This is a genomic window from Frankia sp. QA3, from assembly GCF_000262465.1.
GTDB lineage: Bacteria > Actinomycetota > Actinomycetes > Frankiales > Frankiaceae > Frankia.
Genome location: NZ_CM001489.1, coordinates 3,190,111 through 3,206,997, shown reverse-complemented (window position 1 = coordinate 3,206,997; position 16,887 = coordinate 3,190,111). Strand labels below are relative to the sequence as shown.

Annotated in this window: 15 protein-coding genes and 1 tRNA gene; 12 read left to right on the top strand and 4 right to left on the bottom strand. The window is 73.6% G+C overall.

Annotation, left to right across the window (positions count from 1 at the left end):
* The first annotated feature begins 973 nt into the window (after positions 1–973).
* Together FRAQA3DRAFT_RS13185 and FRAQA3DRAFT_RS13180 are read left to right on the top strand one after the other, a co-directional pair.
* On the top strand, positions 974–1,753 hold the full coding sequence (locus tag FRAQA3DRAFT_RS13185; RefSeq protein ID WP_035920931.1) for a hypothetical protein: 780 nt from the start codon (positions 974–976) through the stop codon (positions 1,751–1,753).
* 126 nt (positions 1,754–1,879) lie between these two features.
* The gene (locus FRAQA3DRAFT_RS13180) at positions 1,880–2,182 is read left to right on the top strand and encodes a GlsB/YeaQ/YmgE family stress response membrane protein (RefSeq protein ID WP_009739527.1); all 303 of its coding nucleotides are present in this window, start codon (positions 1,880–1,882) and stop codon (positions 2,180–2,182) included.
* A gap of 36 nt (positions 2,183–2,218) precedes the next feature.
* Here the strand turns inward: FRAQA3DRAFT_RS13180 and FRAQA3DRAFT_RS13175 are convergent, their stop codons facing one another.
* Both FRAQA3DRAFT_RS13175 and FRAQA3DRAFT_RS13170 read right to left on the bottom strand, forming a co-directional pair.
* A complete protein-coding gene (locus FRAQA3DRAFT_RS13175; protein ID WP_009739526.1) occupies positions 2,219–2,869 on the bottom strand; it encodes an MBL fold metallo-hydrolase in 651 nt (216 codons plus the stop codon).
* A gap of 323 nt (positions 2,870–3,192) precedes the next feature.
* Positions 3,193–4,281, bottom strand: a complete 1,089-nt coding sequence (locus tag FRAQA3DRAFT_RS13170) for an S-(hydroxymethyl)mycothiol dehydrogenase (protein ID WP_009739525.1) — start codon at positions 4,279–4,281, stop codon at positions 3,193–3,195.
* A 293-nt stretch (positions 4,282–4,574) separates the two neighbouring features.
* Between FRAQA3DRAFT_RS13170 and FRAQA3DRAFT_RS13165 the strand changes: the two genes are divergently transcribed.
* The 9 genes from FRAQA3DRAFT_RS13165 (at position 4,575) to der (ending at position 13,674) form a co-directional block, all read left to right on the top strand.
* Positions 4,575–5,564 carry a ParA family protein gene (locus tag FRAQA3DRAFT_RS13165; RefSeq protein WP_009739524.1) on the top strand — a complete coding sequence of 330 codons (990 nt, stop codon included), beginning with the start codon at positions 4,575–4,577 and terminating at the stop codon, positions 5,562–5,564.
* Positions 5,565–5,603: 39 nt separating this feature from the next.
* Entirely contained in the window at positions 5,604–6,293 is a 690-nt protein-coding gene (locus FRAQA3DRAFT_RS13160; protein WP_009739523.1) for a peptidase M50, read from the top strand.
* 40 nt (positions 6,294–6,333) lie between these two features.
* The gene (locus FRAQA3DRAFT_RS13155) at positions 6,334–7,284 is read left to right on the top strand and encodes a ScpA family protein (RefSeq protein ID WP_009739522.1); all 951 of its coding nucleotides are present in this window, start codon (positions 6,334–6,336) and stop codon (positions 7,282–7,284) included.
* Positions 7,281–7,901: an SMC-Scp complex subunit ScpB gene (scpB, locus tag FRAQA3DRAFT_RS13150; RefSeq protein ID WP_009739521.1), complete on the top strand. Its 621-nt coding sequence runs from the start codon at positions 7,281–7,283 to the stop codon at positions 7,899–7,901. Before FRAQA3DRAFT_RS13155 ends, scpB begins: the two co-directional genes overlap by 4 nt.
* Positions 7,898–8,845, top strand: coding sequence for a pseudouridine synthase (locus FRAQA3DRAFT_RS13145; protein WP_009739520.1), 948 nt, complete (start codon positions 7,898–7,900; stop codon positions 8,843–8,845). Before scpB ends, FRAQA3DRAFT_RS13145 begins: the two co-directional genes overlap by 4 nt.
* 401 nt (positions 8,846–9,246) lie before the next feature.
* Positions 9,247–10,359 (top strand): prephenate dehydrogenase, encoded by a 1,113-nt coding sequence (locus FRAQA3DRAFT_RS13140; protein ID WP_009739519.1) that lies wholly within the window; start codon positions 9,247–9,249, stop codon positions 10,357–10,359.
* Between the two features lie 252 nt (positions 10,360–10,611).
* Positions 10,612–11,415, top strand: coding sequence for a (d)CMP kinase (gene cmk, locus FRAQA3DRAFT_RS13135; protein WP_009739518.1), 804 nt, complete (start codon positions 10,612–10,614; stop codon positions 11,413–11,415).
* A complete protein-coding gene (locus FRAQA3DRAFT_RS13130; RefSeq protein WP_009739517.1) occupies positions 11,412–12,209 on the top strand; it encodes a 1-acyl-sn-glycerol-3-phosphate acyltransferase in 798 nt (265 codons plus the stop codon). The genes cmk and FRAQA3DRAFT_RS13130 overlap by 4 nt, the downstream gene beginning before the upstream one ends.
* 70 nt (positions 12,210–12,279) lie before the next feature.
* Complete coding sequence (gene der, locus FRAQA3DRAFT_RS13125; RefSeq protein WP_009739516.1) at positions 12,280–13,674, top strand: ribosome biogenesis GTPase Der; 1,395 nt, start codon at positions 12,280–12,282, stop codon at positions 13,672–13,674.
* Positions 13,675–13,988: 314 nt separating this feature from the next.
* Here der and FRAQA3DRAFT_RS13120 read toward each other — a convergent pair.
* Together FRAQA3DRAFT_RS13120 and FRAQA3DRAFT_RS13115 are read right to left on the bottom strand one after the other, a co-directional pair.
* Positions 13,989–14,062: transfer RNA gene (locus FRAQA3DRAFT_RS13120), tRNA-Pro, on the bottom strand.
* 161 nt (positions 14,063–14,223) lie between these two features.
* Entirely contained in the window at positions 14,224–14,835 is a 612-nt protein-coding gene (locus FRAQA3DRAFT_RS13115; RefSeq protein ID WP_009739515.1) for a hypothetical protein, read from the bottom strand.
* Between the two features lie 325 nt (positions 14,836–15,160).
* Between FRAQA3DRAFT_RS13115 and FRAQA3DRAFT_RS13110 the strand changes: the two genes are divergently transcribed.
* Positions 15,161–16,207: a class F sortase gene (locus FRAQA3DRAFT_RS13110; RefSeq protein WP_009739514.1), complete on the top strand. Its 1,047-nt coding sequence runs from the start codon at positions 15,161–15,163 to the stop codon at positions 16,205–16,207.
* Positions 16,208–16,887 lie beyond the last annotated feature (680 nt).

Below are 16,887 nucleotides of genomic sequence, written 5' to 3'. Positions count from 1 at the left end.
GCGCCGCCCCGGGCTCGACGTGTACCCACCCGATCAGACCCCCGACGACCCGGCCTCGGCGGCCATACCCGACCCCGGCCCCGCGGACGGGACATCGACAGCCGGCCTCGCGGACCGGGCCCTGGCCGACGACCCCGCGCCGCCGTCGGCGGCACCGGTCGGTGCGGAGACCTCCGGCCCGGAGACGTCGATCGGCGCGGATGCGTGGGAGGGATCGGGACCGGCGGCTCATCCGGCCCGTCGAGGGAAGTCCGGCGGGCCGGGGAAGCCCGCCGGCTCGGGGAAGCCCGCCGGCTCGGGGAAGCCCGCCGGCTCGGGGAAGTCGGCCCGGACGGACAAGCCGGCCGCCTCGGACAGGCCAGCTCGTGCGGACATGCCGGCGCGGGCGGCGGACAGGACGTCCGGCTCAGGGACGTCCGGCTCAGGGACGTCCGCGGGGGTGACGTTCTCGACGGCGGATTCCGCGGGTTCTGCGGGGGCCGAGACCGGCGCGGGTGCCCCGGCACAGACGCCTGCTTCGCCCGGTCAGGAGGGCTCGTTCGTCTGGGAGAGCTCGGCCGGTTGGGAGGGTTCGTCCGGTTGGGAGGGTCCGGCCGGTCCGGAGCTCACGGCCGGTCCGGCGCTCAAGGCCGGTGGGGATCACCCCGGCGGTGCGGGGCCGGCACGACGCCCGGCGGACCTCTCCGGCGAGGGGACCTCGACCGGAGGCCCTTCCTCGGCTGGTGCGTCGGGCTCGCCCAGCCCGGCCGCAACCGCCGCGGATGCGGGTACCGCCGCGCGGGCCGCAACGCCCGCGGGAGCCCGAACGCAGTCGAGTGGGCCGGCGTCGACCGGTGCCGCGACCGGCGGGGCTGTCGGGTCCCCGTCCAGCGCGTGGTCGGTGGGACGGACCGAGGCGCAGTCGTGGGCCGCACCGCAGGTCGGGCCGGGAAGCGCGGACGGCGGTCAGACCGGGTCGGGGTCGGCAGGCCCGGTGGAGCCGGATGGCGCCGGGGAGCTGGGCGCGGCCGGCGGGCGGCGTGGCAGGGCTCGCCAGGCGGGCCGGCACCCCAGGCGGACGGCGGCCCTCGCCGCACTGGCCGCGACGGCCGCCGGCCTGGCCGCGCTGGGGGCCGCGCACGCCGCGGACGAGTCCGATCACTCCCCGTCCGGGCAGCCCGCGCCGCCGCGGGTGATCCAGGTCGTTCCCTCCGGCGGCCCCGGCTCCGGGCTCGACCTGCGGCCCCGGTCCGGCGTCGGCCGACCTGCCGGCGTGCCCGGCGGGCCGCCGTCCCCGGCTGCGCCGTCACCGGTTGTCACCGTCCTGACGTCGGCGCAGATGGTGCCCCTGTCGGCGGTTCCCGCGTTCCGCGGGGCGATCGGGCAGCTCTCCCAGGGCCGGCAGTTCGGCGACTTCGTCACCGCCCACAACACCGGCGTCGTCTTCCTCGAGGTCCTCGCGCCGGCGCAGGGCAACGAACAGACCTTCTTCCCCGGCCCCGACCTCGGGGGCGACCCGCTGCCGAACTTCACCCTGTTCGGGTCGTGCGACGCGCTGGGCTTCGGGCAGACGCCGGGCTTCGATCCCCACCTGGGCTGCACGGGCACGACCTACCGGCTGGCCGGGTTGGCCGTCGGCGGCGCCAGTTTCGACTTCGCCCAGGGCTTCTACCGGCTACACGGATACTTCCTGGTCGATGTGATTGCCGGGGTGAACCAGGGCCGTCTGACCGTTAATCTGCACGCGGTCGACGCCCGGATTCTGCCGCGCTGACCGCATTTCGGCCCGGCCTCGCCGAGGACCCGAGCCGTTTATCTGGATTGCCCGCCTGTGTCCGGCGGGTTTGTATCCGGGCGGTGACGGAGAAAACCAGGGCAGGCTCTCCGTTGGGGGTGTGCGGTGTTTCAAATTCTATGGATCATTCTTGCCGGTCTGGTGATCGGCGTGCTGGCCCGGCTGATCCTCCGGGGTAGGCAGGACATTCCGATCTGGCTGACGGTCGCCCTCGGCATCGTGGGCGCGCTGGTCGGCAACGTGATCGCCAGCGCGATCGGGGTGCGCCACACTGGCGGCGTCGACTGGATCCGGCACGTCCTGCAGGTCGGTGTCGCGGTCGCGCTGGTCGCCGTCGTCGCGCCGATGTGGGCCATGCGGCACACCCGCAGCGACCACCATCATCGGCATACGGCGGGGCGGCTGTGACCGCCCCACGGTGCCCGGTCGGCCCTGCGTCGTCCGTCAGCGGCCCCGGCGGACCCAGTCGTCGTAGTCGACGCCCTCCTCGCCGATGGTCGTGTCGTCGCCGTGCCCGGTGTGCACGACGGTGTTCGCTGGCAGGGTAAGCAGTTTCGTGCGGATCGAGGCGAGGATCGTCGGGAAGTCCGAGTAGGACCGCCCGGTGGCCCCCGGGCCGCCGCGGAACAGCGTGTCGCCGCTGAACAGCACCGGGTCGGCGTTCAGCTCGCCGAACAGGCAGACCCCGCCGGGGGAGTGGCCCGGGGTGTGCAGCACCCGCAGCGACCCGCCGCCGGGCAGACCGACGAGCTGCCCGTCGGCGAGCGAGCGGTCGGGAGCGCGGTGCGGGTAGATCGTCCGCCACAGCATCACGTCGGCCGGGTGCAGCGCGATCGGCGCCCGCACCAGGTCGGCGAGCTCCGCCGCCGCGTTGATGTGGTCGTTGTGCCCGTGGGTGGCGATGATCGAGGTCACGACGCGGGCGCCGACCGCCGCCGCGATCACCGACGGGTCGTGCGCGGCGTCGATGACCAGGACCTCCTGGTCGTTGCCGACGAGCCAGACGTTGTTATCGACCGTGAACGTCTGGCCGTCCAGGGTGAAGTCGCCGCGGGTGATCACGCGGTCCACTCGAAGCCCCGCATTGCCGGTCATGGCGCCCGCTCCTCTATTCCCGAATATTCCCGAATTCCCGATCGGGCTGGAAACCCGGATGGTCCGCCCGCTGTGCGCCGGGGCGGCCGCCGGCCGGCGGCGATCCCCGACTCGTCGACCGTATCGGGCGCATCCGGAATTCGGGTCGACCCACCGTCGGCGTGACACCACCGCCGCCGGCGACCCTCGCCGCCACCCCGACGGGGTGGCGGCGGTCCCGCTCGCGGGGGCACCCGGCGGGCCGCGGGCACCTGGAGGATGCGGGGTGGTTGGGGGATGCGGGGTGGTTGGGGGATGCGGGGTGGTTCGGGGATGCGGGGTGGCTAGAGGACGACGACGCTGCGCAGCACGTCGCCGCGGCGCATCCGCGCGAACGCCTCCTCCACGTCGGCGATCCCGACCGTCTCGGTGACGAAGGCGTCGAGGTCAAGGCGGCCCCGGCGGTACAGGTCGATGAGGATCGGGAAGTCGCGGCTCGGCAGGCAGTCCCCGTACCAGGACGACGACAGGTGGCCGCCGCGGCCGAAGACCTCCGCGAGCGGCAGCTCCACGGTCATCGTCGGATCCGGCACCCCCACCAGGACCAGCCGCCCGGCCAGGTCGCGGGCGTCGAACGCCTGCCGGTACGTCTCGGGACGGCCCACCGCCTCGATGACGACGTCGGCGCCGAAGCCGTCGGTGAGGTCGCGGACCGCCTGCACGGGGTCGGCCGAACGGGCGTCCACGGTGTCGGTGGCTCCGAAGTGGCGGGCCCAGGTCAGCTTGCGCTCGTCGACGTCCACCGCGATGATCTTCCGGGCGCCGGCGATGGCGGCCCCGGCGATCGCCGCGTTCCCGACGCCGCCGCAGCCGATCACCGCCACCGTCTCCCCGCGGGTGACCCGCCCGGTGTTCACCGCCGCGCCGAAGCCGGCCATCACCCCGCAGCCGATCAGACCGGCGGCCTCCGGTCGCGCGGCCGGGTCCACGGGCACGCACTGGCCCGCGGCGACCAGGGTGAGCGGCGTGAACGCCCCGATGCCCAGCGCCGGCGCCAGCGGCGTGCCGTCCTCGAGGGTCATCGGCTGCGCGGCGTTGCGGGAGTCGAAGCAGTACCAGGCCATCCCGCGCCGGCAGGCCCGACACGTCCCGCACGGCGCCCGCCAGGCCAGCACCACGTAGTCCCCGGGGGCCAGGCCCGTCACGCCCTCGCCGACCGACTCGACCGTGCCGGCGGCCTCGTGGCCCAGCAGGAACGGGTAGTCGTCGTTGATCGCGCCCTCGCGGTAGTGCAGATCGGTGTGGCACACGCCGCAGGCGCGCACGCGCACGCGGGCCTCGCCCGGCCCCGGGTCCGGGACGACGATCCGCTCCAGGCCGACCGGCGCGCCCTTGTGCCGGGCCACCACCGCTTCCACCGTCTGTGCGCCCATAGGAGAGCTCCCTTCGCTTGGAAAAACGCCTCATCGCCGCCCGACCCGCATCGCTGTCTGACCCGCCGAGCACGCTCGCGGGCCACATCCGAAGCGGTGCAAGCCTGACCGAACCGCATCGGTGACCCCTGGTGCATGATTTCGTACCCCTGTGGGCGTGACCCGTCCAACGCGCACCGCCCCGGATGGCGCGACACGCCGCTTTACGGCCACCCAGCGCCGCCGGGAACGGGTCAGTGTCGGTACGCTCCTACCGGTCCGTTTCTGCTCTTTGTAGAAGGAGCAACCCCTCCGTGGTCCGATTTGCCGACGCTCCCTCCGTCGATTCCCCGATCCGCCTCTCCTACGGCGAGGTGACCGTCGGTGACCCCCGGTTGTCTGAGGACGGGCGGCTCGAAGCCGGCGGCGAGAGCGTCGACGAGGGGGTGGGCCAGCCGGGCCCCACCGGCCGGCCGCTGCCGTCGTTCCCCGTCCCCGTCCCGCTGACCTCCCACGGTCCCGCCTGGATCGTGGCCATGTGCAACCAGAAGGGCGGCGTCGGCAAGACCACCAGCACGATCAATCTCGGCGCCGCCCTCGCCGAGTACGGCCGCCGCGTGCTGCTGGTCGACTTCGACCCGCAGGGCGCGCTGTCGGTCGGCCTCGGCATCAACCCGATGCAGTTCGACCTGACCGTGCACGATCTGCTGCTCGGCGGGGACGCCCACGTCCGCGACGTCATCGTCGAGACCCAGGTCGACGGCCTCGACCTGTTGCCGAGCAACATCGACCTGTCCGCCGCCGAGGTGCTGCTGGTCACCGAGGTCGGCCGGGAGCACAGCCTCGCCCGCGCGCTGGCCCCCATCCTCGACGACTACGACGTCATCCTCGTCGACTGCCAGCCCTCGCTCGGCCTGCTGACCGTGAACGCGCTGACCGCGGCGGACGCCGTCATCGTCCCGCTGGAATGCGAGTACTTCGCGCTGCGCGGCGTCGCGCTGCTGCTGCAGACCATCGACAAGGTGCGCGAGCGGCTCAACTCGCGCCTCGAGCTCGCCGGCATCCTGGCCACCATGTACGACGCCCGCACGCTGCACGCCCGCGAGGTGCTGGCCCGCGTCGTCGAGCGGTTCCCCGCCGAGGTGTTCCACACAGTGATCAACCGCACGGTCCGCTTCCCGGAGACGACCGTGGCCGGTGAGCCGATCACGACGTACGCGCCGACCTCGGTCGGCGCCGCCGGCTACCGGCGGCTGGCCCGCGAGCTGATGGTCCGGCACAACACGCCCCCACTCGTCGGCTGAATCCGGGCTTTTGGATGATCGGGGCGAAAAGGTAGCAACGTGCTTTTCCATCTCGCCGAGCCGGCGGCGCTGCTCGGGATCGTTGTCGCGTTCCTGATCGGGGTGTTCGCGCACGACGCCGCCCAGGTCCTCACCGCGCGCGTCGTCCGTGACCCCACCCCGCTGCGCAGCGGCCGGCTGACCACCGGGGTCAAGGACAGGCTCAGCCCCTTCAGCGGGCTCGCCGTGTTCATCGTCGGCCACGGCTGGGCCGAGTCGGTGCCGATGAACGACGTGTGGCGGCGGCGCCGCTTCCACGTCGCGGCCGCGGTGCTCGCGGGCCCGCTGGCCTACCTGCTGCTCGCCCTCGGCTCGCTCGCGCTGTTCCAGGTGGTCGGCGACCCGGCTCGGATCTTCCTCGGCGACCGGGTCACCGAGGTGACCGTGCCGGACAGCTTCGCCGCCGAGTTCACCCTGTGGCTGGCGATCACCTTCGGTTCGATGTTCATCGTCAGCCTCATCCCGGTCCCGCCGACGGACGCCGGACGGCTGGTGTTCCTGCTCGGCGGGACCTCCCCGGGCTGGCGCAGCGCCCACCACCGGCTCACCGACGGCAACATCGGCCTCGTCATCCTGCTGGCGCTGCTGCTGCTGCCGGTGCTGTTCGTCGGGTTCCCGTCGGTCGTCGGCCAGCTCATCGGCCCGCTGCTGCGCGGGCTCGCCTCCCTGATCGGCCTCAACCTGGCTTGACGACGATCATGACCGGTGGCCTGGGGCGTAGCGTGGCGCCATGACCCGAGCCCGAGCCGATGCCGGCGCCCCCGCCGCGCCCGACTCGCCGGCGCCGGGCCCGTCGGCTCCCGGTGCAGCCGGGTCCGAGCCGGTGGCGACGCCGACCGCCCGTGGCGGGCGGACCGAGCCCTTCGTCGTCGAGCTCGCCAACTTCACCGGCCCGTTCGACCTGCTGCTCTCGCTCATCGCCAAGCATCGCCTCGACGTGACCGAGGTCGCGCTGTCCCAGGTCACCGACGAGTTCGTCGCGCACATCCGCCGGCTGGGGGACCGGTTCGACCTCGGCCAGGCCACCGAGTTCCTGGTGATCGCGGCGACCCTGCTCGACCTCAAGGCCGCCCGGCTGCTGCCCGGCGCGCTGTCCGAGGACGAATCCGAGGACCTCGCCCTGCTGGAGGCCCGCGACCTGCTGTTCGCCCGGCTGCTGCAGTACAGGGCGTACAAGGAGGCGTCGGCGCTGTTCGCCGGGTTGATGGCGCTGGAGGCCCGGCACGTGCCCCGCGCCGTGCCGCTGGAGCCCCGCTACGCCGCCGCCCTGCCCGAGGTGCAGATCGGCATCGGCCCCGCGGAGCTCGCGGCGCTGGCCGCGCGGCTGCGCGAGCCGCCGCTGCCGCCGCTGGTCGCCACCGACCACGTGCACCTGCCCCGGATCAGCGTCCGGGAGCACATGCTCGCGATCATCTCGCTGCTGCGGGAACTCGGCGCCGCGGACTTCCGCACGCTGTGCGCGGGCTGCCAGCAGACGATCGAGGTGGTCGCCCGGTTCCTGGCCCTGCTGGAACTGTTTCGCGAGGGGCGGATCTCCTTCGACCAGGAGATCCCCCTCGGGGAGCTGATGGTGCGCTGGATCGCCGTCGACCCGGCCGCGGACGCCGACCTGCTCTCCATCGGCCGGGGGCTGTACGGGGAGGATCCGGCCGACGACGAACCGCGGGAGGTGGCATCGTGACGGAACAGCTAGACGCGGGCGCAGGCGGCGCGACGGCGGGCGGGCCGGTGCCGCCCAGGGTCGCCGGCGCGGATCGGCCGCCGCTGGCGGCGCTGCTGGAGGCGGTGCTCATGGTCGCCGAGCGGCCGGTCGGCGTCGCGGAGCTCGCCACCGGGCTCGGCGCCCCGGCCCGCGAGATCGAGCGGCTGCTTCCCGAGCTCGCCGAGGGCTACGCCCGCGAGGGCCGCGGCTTCCGGCTGCGCCACGTCGGCGCCGGCTGGCGGTTCTACACCGCCGACGAGTGTGCCCCCTGGGTGGAGGGCTTCGTGCTCGCCGGCCAGTCCGCCCGGCTGTCCCAGGCGGCGCTGGAGACCCTCGCCGTCGTCGCCTACCAGCAGCCGGTCAGTCGCGGGCGGATCTCCGCGGTGCGCGGCGTCTCCGCCGACGGTGTGATCCGCACGCTCACCGCCCGCCGGCTCGTCGAGGAGGTCGGGCACGATCCCGAAACCGGTGCCATCCTGTACGGAACGACCGACTACTTCCTCGAACGGATGGGCCTGCGCGGGCTCGACGAGCTCCCCCCGCTGGCCCCCCTGCTGCCCGGACTCGACGATCTGGATGACATCGTTGCCCCATGAACGCTGCTGCTGACCGCCCCCGCGCGCCGCGCGACGCCCGCGCCCGCCGGGACGGCCGCCCGCCCGCGGACGGCCGCCCTTCTCGGGAGGCCCGCCCTGCTCGTGGTGAGGCGCGCCCTGCCCGTGGTGGTGAGGCGCGCCCTGCTCGTGGTGAGGCGCGCCCTGCCCGGGAGGCCCGCCCCGCGCGGGCGCCGCGGGACTCGGGTTCCGCCGCGGACGAGGGCATCCGGCTGCAGAAGGTGCTCGCCGCGGCCGGCGTGGGTTCCCGCCGGCACAGCGAGGAGCTCATCGCCGCCGGCCGGGTCAGTGTGGACGGCGCCGTCGTGCGCGAGCAGGGCCGCCGCGTCGACCCGGAGACCGCGATCATCGAGGTCGACGGCGAGCGGATCGTCACGCGCACCGGCCTGGTCCATCTCGCGCTGAACAAGCCGCGCGGGGTGCTGTCGGCCATGTCCGACGACCGCGGCCGGCCCACCATCGCCGACCTGCTCACCGAGTTCGGCGGCGGCGGGCTGTTCCACGTCGGCCGCCTCGACGGCGACAGCGAGGGGCTGCTGCTGGTCACCAACGACGGCGAGCTCGCCCACCGGCTGACCCATCCCTCCTTCGAGGTGCCGAAGACCTACCTGGTCGAGGTCTCCGGGCCGTTTCGTCGTGAGGTGCCGCGCACGCTGCGCGCCGGCGTCGAGCTCGACGACGGGCCGGCGCGGGCGGACTCGGTGCAGATCGTCGATCAGGCGAACGGCCGGGTGATGCTGGAGATCGTCGTGCACGAGGGTCGCAAGCGCATCGTCCGCCGGATGATGGAGACCGTCGGTTACCCGGTGCATCGGCTGGTTCGCACCCGGCTCGGCGCGGTGCATCTCGGCACGCTGCGCTCCGGGCGGGCCCGCCACCTCACCCGCGGCGAGATCGGCGCCCTCTATCGCAACGTCGGCCTCTAGGTTGATAAGTCCGAATCATTCTCGTTACCTTCCATAGCCGTCCGCTAGCCCGACCGGCGTCGCACGGCCCTGCCGCCGGCCTGCCCGCCAGCCCGCCAGCCCGGTTTCCGGCCAGGTCGCGGCCAGATCGTGCCGAGGTCTAGTTACGGTTTCAGTGCCAAAAACCGTGACCAAACCTCGGCATGATTTTGTGCACAGATGGTCACGGAAAGGTACGGAAGGTGTGGCGGCCGGTGGGCACACCGAGCCCCGAGGCGACCCCCGTCGCCCGACCAGATCCCCACGGCCACTGACCGAGGACCTACTCGCAGCGACACACACTGGCGCCAGGTAGCGACAAGGAGCGCCGCAGGCCCGAGCACGGCGAGTGTGCCGAAAGATGTCGCCATAGGCTGTCGGCCATGGTCGGATCGGGCTGGGATGATGCCCAGTTGCCGCGGCTGCGCCGGGTCGGTGTGGTCGGCACGGGTCTCATTGGCACCAGCATCGGGCTGGCGCTGTCCGCGCAGGGCGTGGAGGTCCTGCTCCGCGACGCCGACGAGGCGCAGGTCGCCATCGCCGCGAAGATGGGCGCGGGGCTTCCCTGGGCGGGGGAGCGGGTCGAGCACGCCGTCGTCGCCACTCCGCTGCCGACGATCCCGGGCGAGGTCCGGGCGCTGGCCCGCAGCGGGCTCGCCGACACGGTCAGCGATGCCGGCAGCGTCAAGGTCCGCCCGCTGGTCGAGGGCGTCCAGCTCGGCTGCGACCTGTCGACGTGGTGCCCGGCGCATCCCATCGCCGGGCGGGAGCGCCACGGCGCGGTCTCGGCGCGCGCCGACCTGTTCGCCGAGCGGGTGTGGGCGGTCTGCCCGGTCCCGCACACCGGCGCCGCGGCTCTGCACGCCACCGTGGCACTGGCCCTGGCCTGCGGCGCCACCCCGGTGCGGACCACGCCGCAGCGTCACGACGAGGCGATGGCGACCGTCTCGCACGTGCCCCAGCTCGTCGCGAGCGCGCTCGCCGGGGTGCTGGTGGGCCTGTCGCCGCGGGAGGTTCCGCTCGCCGGCCAGGGGTTCCGGGACACGACCCGGCTCGCCGACAGCGACGCCGAGCTGTGGGCGGGGATCGTCGAGGGCAACCGGGGGCCGATCGCCCGGCGGATGCGCGACCTCGGCTCCCGGCTGACCGCCCTGGCCGACGTCCTCGACGCCGCCGGCGCCGACGAGGTCACCACGGCGGTCACCCGGCTCATGCGGGACGGGCAAGCGGGCCGCGCGCTGCTGCCGCGTAAGGCCGGTGCCACGGCGAGGCCCTGGGGCTGGGTCGGCGTCGTGCTCGACGACCGGCCCGGGCAGCTCGCCGCGATCGTCGGCCTCATCGGCACCTGGGACATCAACATCGAAGATGTCGGCCCGTTCGAGCACAGCCTGGATGCGCCGGCCGGCATCGTCGAACTCGCCGTCGATCCGGCGGTTGCGGACAGTCTCGTCGACCGCCTCACAAGCACCGGGTGGACGGCATACCGACGATCCTGATGCGGTACCGAGTAGCCTGATCCGGGTTGCCCGCGACGGTTCCGCCGCGGCGCGACCGACGGGTTGACGCCACCGGCCCGCCCTTCGGCCTGGTCCGCGTGCCGGGAGTCGCCTGACGATCATTGTCCGGTGACCGCGGCCGGCGGTCCGGCTACCGCCCTCGCGGTGGGCGCCGGGGCGAACGCGACGCGGGAAGGGGTCCGCGGGGCGCGACTCGACGACTCTCATGTGTGTCCGGGACGGAGGAATCGGGTGAAGCCCGACCACGGGTCTGCGCTGTCGACGGGCGGGAGCGCCGCCGACGGTGTGAAGGGAACGTCCGCGCTGCTCGGGTCCGAGGGGAGCGCGCCCGCGCTCGCCGACGGCCCGGCCGAGGGGCTGATCGTGGCGGTCGACGGCCCCGGCGGATCGGGAAAGAGCACGGTGGCCCGCGAGCTCGCGCGGCGCCTCGGGCTTCGCTACCTCGACACCGGGGCGATGTACCGCGCCGTCACCCAGCTCGCGCTGGAGCGACGCATCGACATCGAGGATCCGCAGGCGGTCGCGGAACTCGCCGAGCGGGCCGTGCTCTCCGTCGGCACCGACCCGGACGAGCCGACGATCGCCGTCGACGGCGTCGGTGTGGACGCCGAGATCCGCACCAGGGCGGTCACCAACGCGGTCAGCGCCATCGCCGCGGTGCCGGCGGTGCGGGCGCGCCTCGTCGCCCAGCAGCGCCAGGTGATCGCCGCCGCCCGGCCCGGCGGCATCGTCGTCGAGGGCCGCGACATCGGTTCCGTCGTCGCGCCGGACGCCCAGATCAAGGTGTTCCTCACCGCCTCGACGGAGGTGCGGGCGCTGCGCCGGTCGCGCCAGCTCGGCGAGAAGGGCGTCGACGACGTCGCGCGGACGCTGGCCGAGCTCGACCGGCGCGACGCGCTCGACTCGAGCCGCGCCGCCGACCCGCTGGCCATCCCGGAGGGGGCGATCGTGCTGGACTCGACGGCCCTGTCCGTCCCCGAGGTGGTCGACGAGGTCCTGCGGCGCTGTGGGCAGTCGTCGAACGTGACGACGTGACGGGCCCCGAACCGTCCGCCGACGCCACGACCGCCCGGCCGGCCTCCGGGACTGTCCGGCCGGCCTCCGGGACTGTCCGGCCGGCCTCCGGGACTGTCCGGCCGGCCTCCGGGACGGGGCTGCTGCACCGGGGCGCCGCCTCGCCGGTCTACAACGACCTGCCGCACCGCGTGCTCAAGCCCGGGGTGCGGCGGATCATCAACAGGCTGATCATGCGGGTGACCCTGGAGGGGCTGGAGAACGTCCCCCTGGACGAGCCGCTGATCTTCGCGGGTAACCACAGCAGCTGGCTGGACGGCCCGCTGGTGGTGATCGAGTCGCCGCGCACCGTGCGCTGCCTGGTGAAGTCGGAGATGTACACCCGGATCGTCGGCCGCCTGCTGCTGATCAGCGGGCAGATCCCGATCGACCGGGGCCGCCCCGACCGCGAGGCGCTGCACACCGCCCTCGACGAGCTGTCCCGCGGCGGCGCCATCGGCGTCTTCCCGGAGGGCACCCGGGGCAGCGGGGAGATGGCCGCGGTCCAGCACGGCATCGCCTACCTCGCCGTCCACGGCCATTGCCGGGTGCTCCCCGTAGCCTGTCTCAACACCGGCGACGCCCTGCCGAAGGGCGCGCGCTGGCCGCGCCGCTCGGTGCAGGTCAGGGTGGTCTTCGGCAAGCCGTTCGAGGTGGACGTGCCGGCCAACCCGCGCTCGCGCCGGGCGCTCGCCGCCGTCGCCGAGGACATCCGGGTGCGGCTGCTCGATCACCTCGAGACCGCCCGCGCCTCCCCGGGCGAATCCGCCGCGTGATCATCGGAGATCACCGGTCCCGACGACAGGTGTGGCAGTGATGGCAGTGATGAACGGACAGGACGCAGCGATGGACCGCGCCGAGACGGCATCCGGTGACGGCCCCGGGGGCGACGCGCCCGGCCCGGTCGCCGGCCAGCCGGTACTGGCCGTCGTCGGCCGGCCCAACGTGGGCAAGTCGACGCTGGTCAACCGGATCCTCGGCCGCCGCGCCGCGGTGGTCGAGGACGTGCCCGGCGTGACCCGGGACCGCATCGCCTACGACGCGGTGTGGAGCGGGCGCCGGTTCACCCTCGTCGACACCGGCGGCTGGGAGCCCGACGCCTCGGGGCTCGCGGCGCAGGTCTCCGAGCAGGCGGCCGCGGCGCTCGACACCGCCGACGCGGTGCTGTTCATCGTCGACGTGGTCACCGGGGCCACCGACGCCGACGAGGCCGTCGCCCGGGTGCTGCACCGCAGCGGCCTGCCGGTGATCCTCGTTGCGAACAAGGTGGACGACGCCCGGTTCGAGGCCGATGCCGCGGCCCTGTGGGGGCTCGGGCTCGGTGAGCCGCACCCCGTGTCGGCGCTGCACGGGCGCGGCAGCGGCGACCTGCTCGACGCCGTGCTCGCCGTGCTGCCCGAGGCGCCCCGCGAGGTCTTCACCGAGACCGACGGGCCGCGCCGGGTCGCACTGATCGGGCGGCCCAACGTCGGCAAGTCCAGCCTGCTCAACAAGATCGCCGGCAGTCGCCGCTCGCTCGTGCACGACGTCGCCGGCACCACCCGGGACCCGGTGGACGAGCTGGTCACGGTCGGTGGCGAGGAGTGGATGTTCATCGACACCGCCGGGCTGCGCCGGCGGATCCGCGAGGCGTCCGGCGCCGAGTACTACTCGTCACTGCGCACCGCCGCGGCGCTGGAGGCCGCGGAGGTCGCCATCGTCCTGCTCGCCGCGGACGAGCCGCTCACCGAGCAGGACCAGCGGGTGATCACCATGGTGATCGACGCGGGCCGGGCGCTCGTCCTCGCCTTCAACAAGTGGGACCTGGTCGATGAGGACCGGCGGCTCACCCTCGAACGGGAGATCGACCGCGACCTCGGCCGGGTCGCCTGGGCGCCGCGAGTGAACGTCTCGGCCCGCACCGGGCGCGCCACCGACCGGCTGGCCCCGGCGCTGCGCACGGCGCTGGAATCCTGGGGCACCCGGATCCCCACCGGCCGCCTCAACACCTGGCTCGGGGAGGTCGTCGGCGCCACCCCGCCGCCCGCGCGAGGCGGCAAGGTGCCGAAGGTGCTGTTCGCCACCCAGGCGGGCGTGCGCCCACCGCGCTTCGTCGTCTTCACCACCGGCTTCCTGGAGCCGGCCTACCGCCGCTTCCTGGAGCGCCGCCTGCGCGAGGACTTCGGCTTCGCCGGATCGCCGATCTCCATCTCGGTGCGCGTGCGCGAACGCGGCGACCGCCGCAGCTCCGCCGGCGGCTGACCCACCCGGCACCGCCCGTCGCGCCGACACCCGCCTTCCGGGCCAGAGTGCGGCCGGATCGTGCCGAGGCCTAACCACGGTTTCAGTGAACCGTGGTTAGGCCTCGGCACGGTTGTGTACGCGGCCGATTACGGATGGGGCTGGCGGGGGAGACCAGGCCGTCGGCACCGAGCCGACACTCGGACTCCTCGTCAGGTGCACGCGGGCGGGCCAGCGCGCCCAGAATTCCAAGATTCCCGAGGCTGCCCATGCGCTGGGCAGGAAAAGCCGAACGCCCCCTCCACCAAGATCGGTGAAGAGGGCGTTTTTCCCTGTCGGGACGACAGGATTTGAACCTGCGACCCCCAGACCCCCAGTCTGGTGCGCTACCAAGCTGCGCCACGTCCCGTACGTCAGCAACATTACCGTATCGGCGACCCGGGGTGGTGACCGGGGGTCGCGTCAGCGTCGACGCGACCCCCGACCCTCGGGCGCGGGCCCCGCGTGGGACCAGGCCGAGGCCGTCACCCACGAGGGTGTCCGTGCTGCTGATGGCCGTGACGAGGAGGGTCAGCTTGCACCCTGGGCGCGCCGGCGGGCCACCCCCGCACCGATCAGCAGGGCACCGACGGTGGCACCGGCCAGCGGGAGCAGGGGCGAGGACCCGTGGCCGGCCATGCCGCCGCCACCGGCGGCCACGCCGCCGGCCGGGGCACCGGCACCGGCACCGGCACCGGCACCGGCACCGACACCGACACCGACACCGACACCCGCGCCGGCGATGATGCCGCCGACCGGGCAGTCCCTCTTACGGTCCTTGTCGTCCCAGTGGAACCAGTCGTCCTTGTCGTCCCGGCCGTCCTTGTCGTCCCGGCCGTCCTTGTCGTCCCGGCCGTCCCGGCCGTCCTTGTCGTCCCGGCCGTCGTCCCGGTTGCCGTCGATGCCGTCGGCCCGGACCTCCTTGTCGCCGTCGCGGTGATCCTTGTCGTCCCGGCCGTCCTTATCGTCCCCGCGATCCTTGTCGCCAAAGATGTCCGAATCGTCTTTCTTGTCGTCGCAACGGTTGCGGTCCTTGTCGTCGAAGGCGTGGGCAGCGGCCAGGCCGGGCCCGAAGGTGAGGGCGACGCTCGCTGCACTCGACATCGCGAGAACGGCGGCGCTCCGGCCCATACCCTTCTTCATCTGGTCCCCTCTCTAACTTACGGTGATCAGTAGGTCACTGCGAGTGACACCATAGCGACTGCGTGTGGAGATGCGCGTCAAGCTGGCCGGGCGTGGTGCGGCTGGTCCGGCCGTCGCGAAATCCGCCTTGTCTGCTGGATTCCACGGTCTGTCCTGCCGTCGACCGGGATGGCGGGCGCCGCCGGCGACTTACCGCGGGGCGCCGAAGCATGTTCACTGAATGTGGTTGCCCTGTTCACTACAGTGACAGTCGGTGAATTCGCTGTGGCGGGGACGCAAGCGGAAGCGGCGGCGCGAGCGGCGCGCGGACGGGGCGGGAGGGACTGTGGGACGCGAGACCAACGACAGCCACCGGAAGCCCACCTTCGACGCGGTGCCCACCTTCGACGCGGTGCCCGTCGCCGCCGCGCGGCGTCCCCTGCTGTGGCGCGGGCTGCTCCTCGTGGGCCTGGTGCTCATCGCCGGCAGCGGTTTCCGCCTGGCGGAACCGGCACTCGACGCCGTCCGCGGCGGTTCCGGGACGGACGCGGCGGCCGAGCTGCCCGACGTCCCGCCGCCACCACCGCCGCCAGCCCCCGCGGCTCCCACGTCCGGCCTGCCGCCCGCGCTGGTCGAGCAACCGGTGGTGGTCATCAACGATCCCGTCCGGCTGCGCATCCGGCGGATCGGGGTCGACGCACCGATCACCCGTCTCGGCCTGAACGCGGACGGCTCGATCGCGGTGCCGAAGGCGTGGGGCAACGTGGGCTGGTTCGACCGCGGCCCCGCGCCGGGCGGCATCGGACCGGCGGTCCTCGTCGGCCACTACGACTCCACCACGGGGCCGGCTGTCTTCTACCGCCTGCCCCAGCTCGTACCCGGCGACCGAGTCGAGGTCGCCGGGCGGACCGGGGCGGCCCAGGCGTTCATCGTCGACCGGACCGAGGACGTGTCCAAGGCGGTGTTCCCGACCCAGCGGGTCTACGGGCCGGTGACCCGCCCGGAGCTGCGCCTGATCACCTGCGGCGGCGCCTTCGACCACAAGACCAAGCACTACCTCAACAACGTGGTGGTCTACGCGCACGCGGACACCTTCTCCGGCCCCGCGCCCGCCGCCCCCGTCCCCTCCGGGCGCCCGGCCACCCTCCCGCCCGCACGCGCGACCGGCACCTCGCCCGCGGCCGCCATCCCGCCCGCCCGCGCCGCCGCCATCCCACCCTCGACGGTGCGCGCCGGCACCTTGGTGCCGCCGGCTGTGGGTGCTGCCGTGCCGCCGGCGGCGGGTGTGCCCGTCCCGACGGGTCCCATCGGCGCGGTCCCGGTGGCGCCGGCCATCCCCGCGGCGGTCGCGGGCGCGGGTCAGGGAATTCCCCCGGGTCGATCCGCCGGCTGACCGTTCCGCCTTTTCGTCGACCCGCGGTCCGGGGCGCGGCGACGCCCGTGCGGTGTTGCGCGCACGGCGTCCTGCATGGGCGTGGCGTGACGCCGTCCGGTCCCGGAACGACGCCTTTCCGCGGTCCGCAAAACGGGTGGGGGTCCCGATTCCGGCGGCCGCGGGGTGGCTCGCTGGATCACCTGCGTAGCGTCACGCGAGGCCCGGCACGGTACACGGCGGGTCAGGACCGGGGTGGGAACCGTCATGAGGGGCCGCCCGAGGGCCGTCATCGCCCGGCCGTGGTCACGCAGTGTGCGAAAAGCGGCACATTTTGCTGAGGGGTGGAAGCTTTCCGGGGGCGTGTCCAAGCGTTGGGTTCGGGGTGGTTGCCGGCCCTGCTGGTATGTCCATTATGGTCATCGACAGCACTTCTGTTCCGACCGTACATAGCTGTCTGGAATATGAAGTGCTGGTTACGTGCCATCCGAACAGTGATACCCGTCGGACCGATGCGCCTAGTCCTGCCCCCGGTTCGGCGGCCCCTCCGAGTATGTCGGGGCAGGCGCGGGGGACCCATGGTCCTGGGTGTGGCTGCCGCAACCGGCGCCGTGCCCAGGGGTGGAGCCGAAGGTCCGCGCGGCCGGCGACGGGGCTCCCCGGCCCATAACCCGGCAGCTCACCTCGTAGGCGCACGGGAA

Bases quoted from the DNA above. Each gene is read 5' to 3' on its own strand.
- FRAQA3DRAFT_RS13175 (WP_009739526.1), bottom strand. From the start codon at position 2,869: ATGACCGGCAATGCGGGGCTTCGAGTGGACCGCGTGATCACCCGCGGC.
- FRAQA3DRAFT_RS13170 (WP_009739525.1), bottom strand. From the start codon at position 4,281: ATGGGCGCACAGACGGTGGAAGCGGTGGTGGCCCGGCACAAGGGCGCG.
- FRAQA3DRAFT_RS13155 (WP_009739522.1), top strand. From the start codon at position 6,334: ATGACCCGAGCCCGAGCCGATGCCGGCGCCCCCGCCGCGCCCGACTCG.
- FRAQA3DRAFT_RS13145 (WP_009739520.1), top strand. From the start codon at position 7,898: ATGAACGCTGCTGCTGACCGCCCCCGCGCGCCGCGCGACGCCCGCGCC.
- FRAQA3DRAFT_RS13140 (WP_009739519.1), top strand. From the start codon at position 9,247: ATGGTCGGATCGGGCTGGGATGATGCCCAGTTGCCGCGGCTGCGCCGG.
- der (WP_009739516.1), top strand. From the start codon at position 12,280: ATGGACCGCGCCGAGACGGCATCCGGTGACGGCCCCGGGGGCGACGCG.
- FRAQA3DRAFT_RS13115 (WP_009739515.1), bottom strand. From the start codon at position 14,835: ATGAAGAAGGGTATGGGCCGGAGCGCCGCCGTTCTCGCGATGTCGAGT.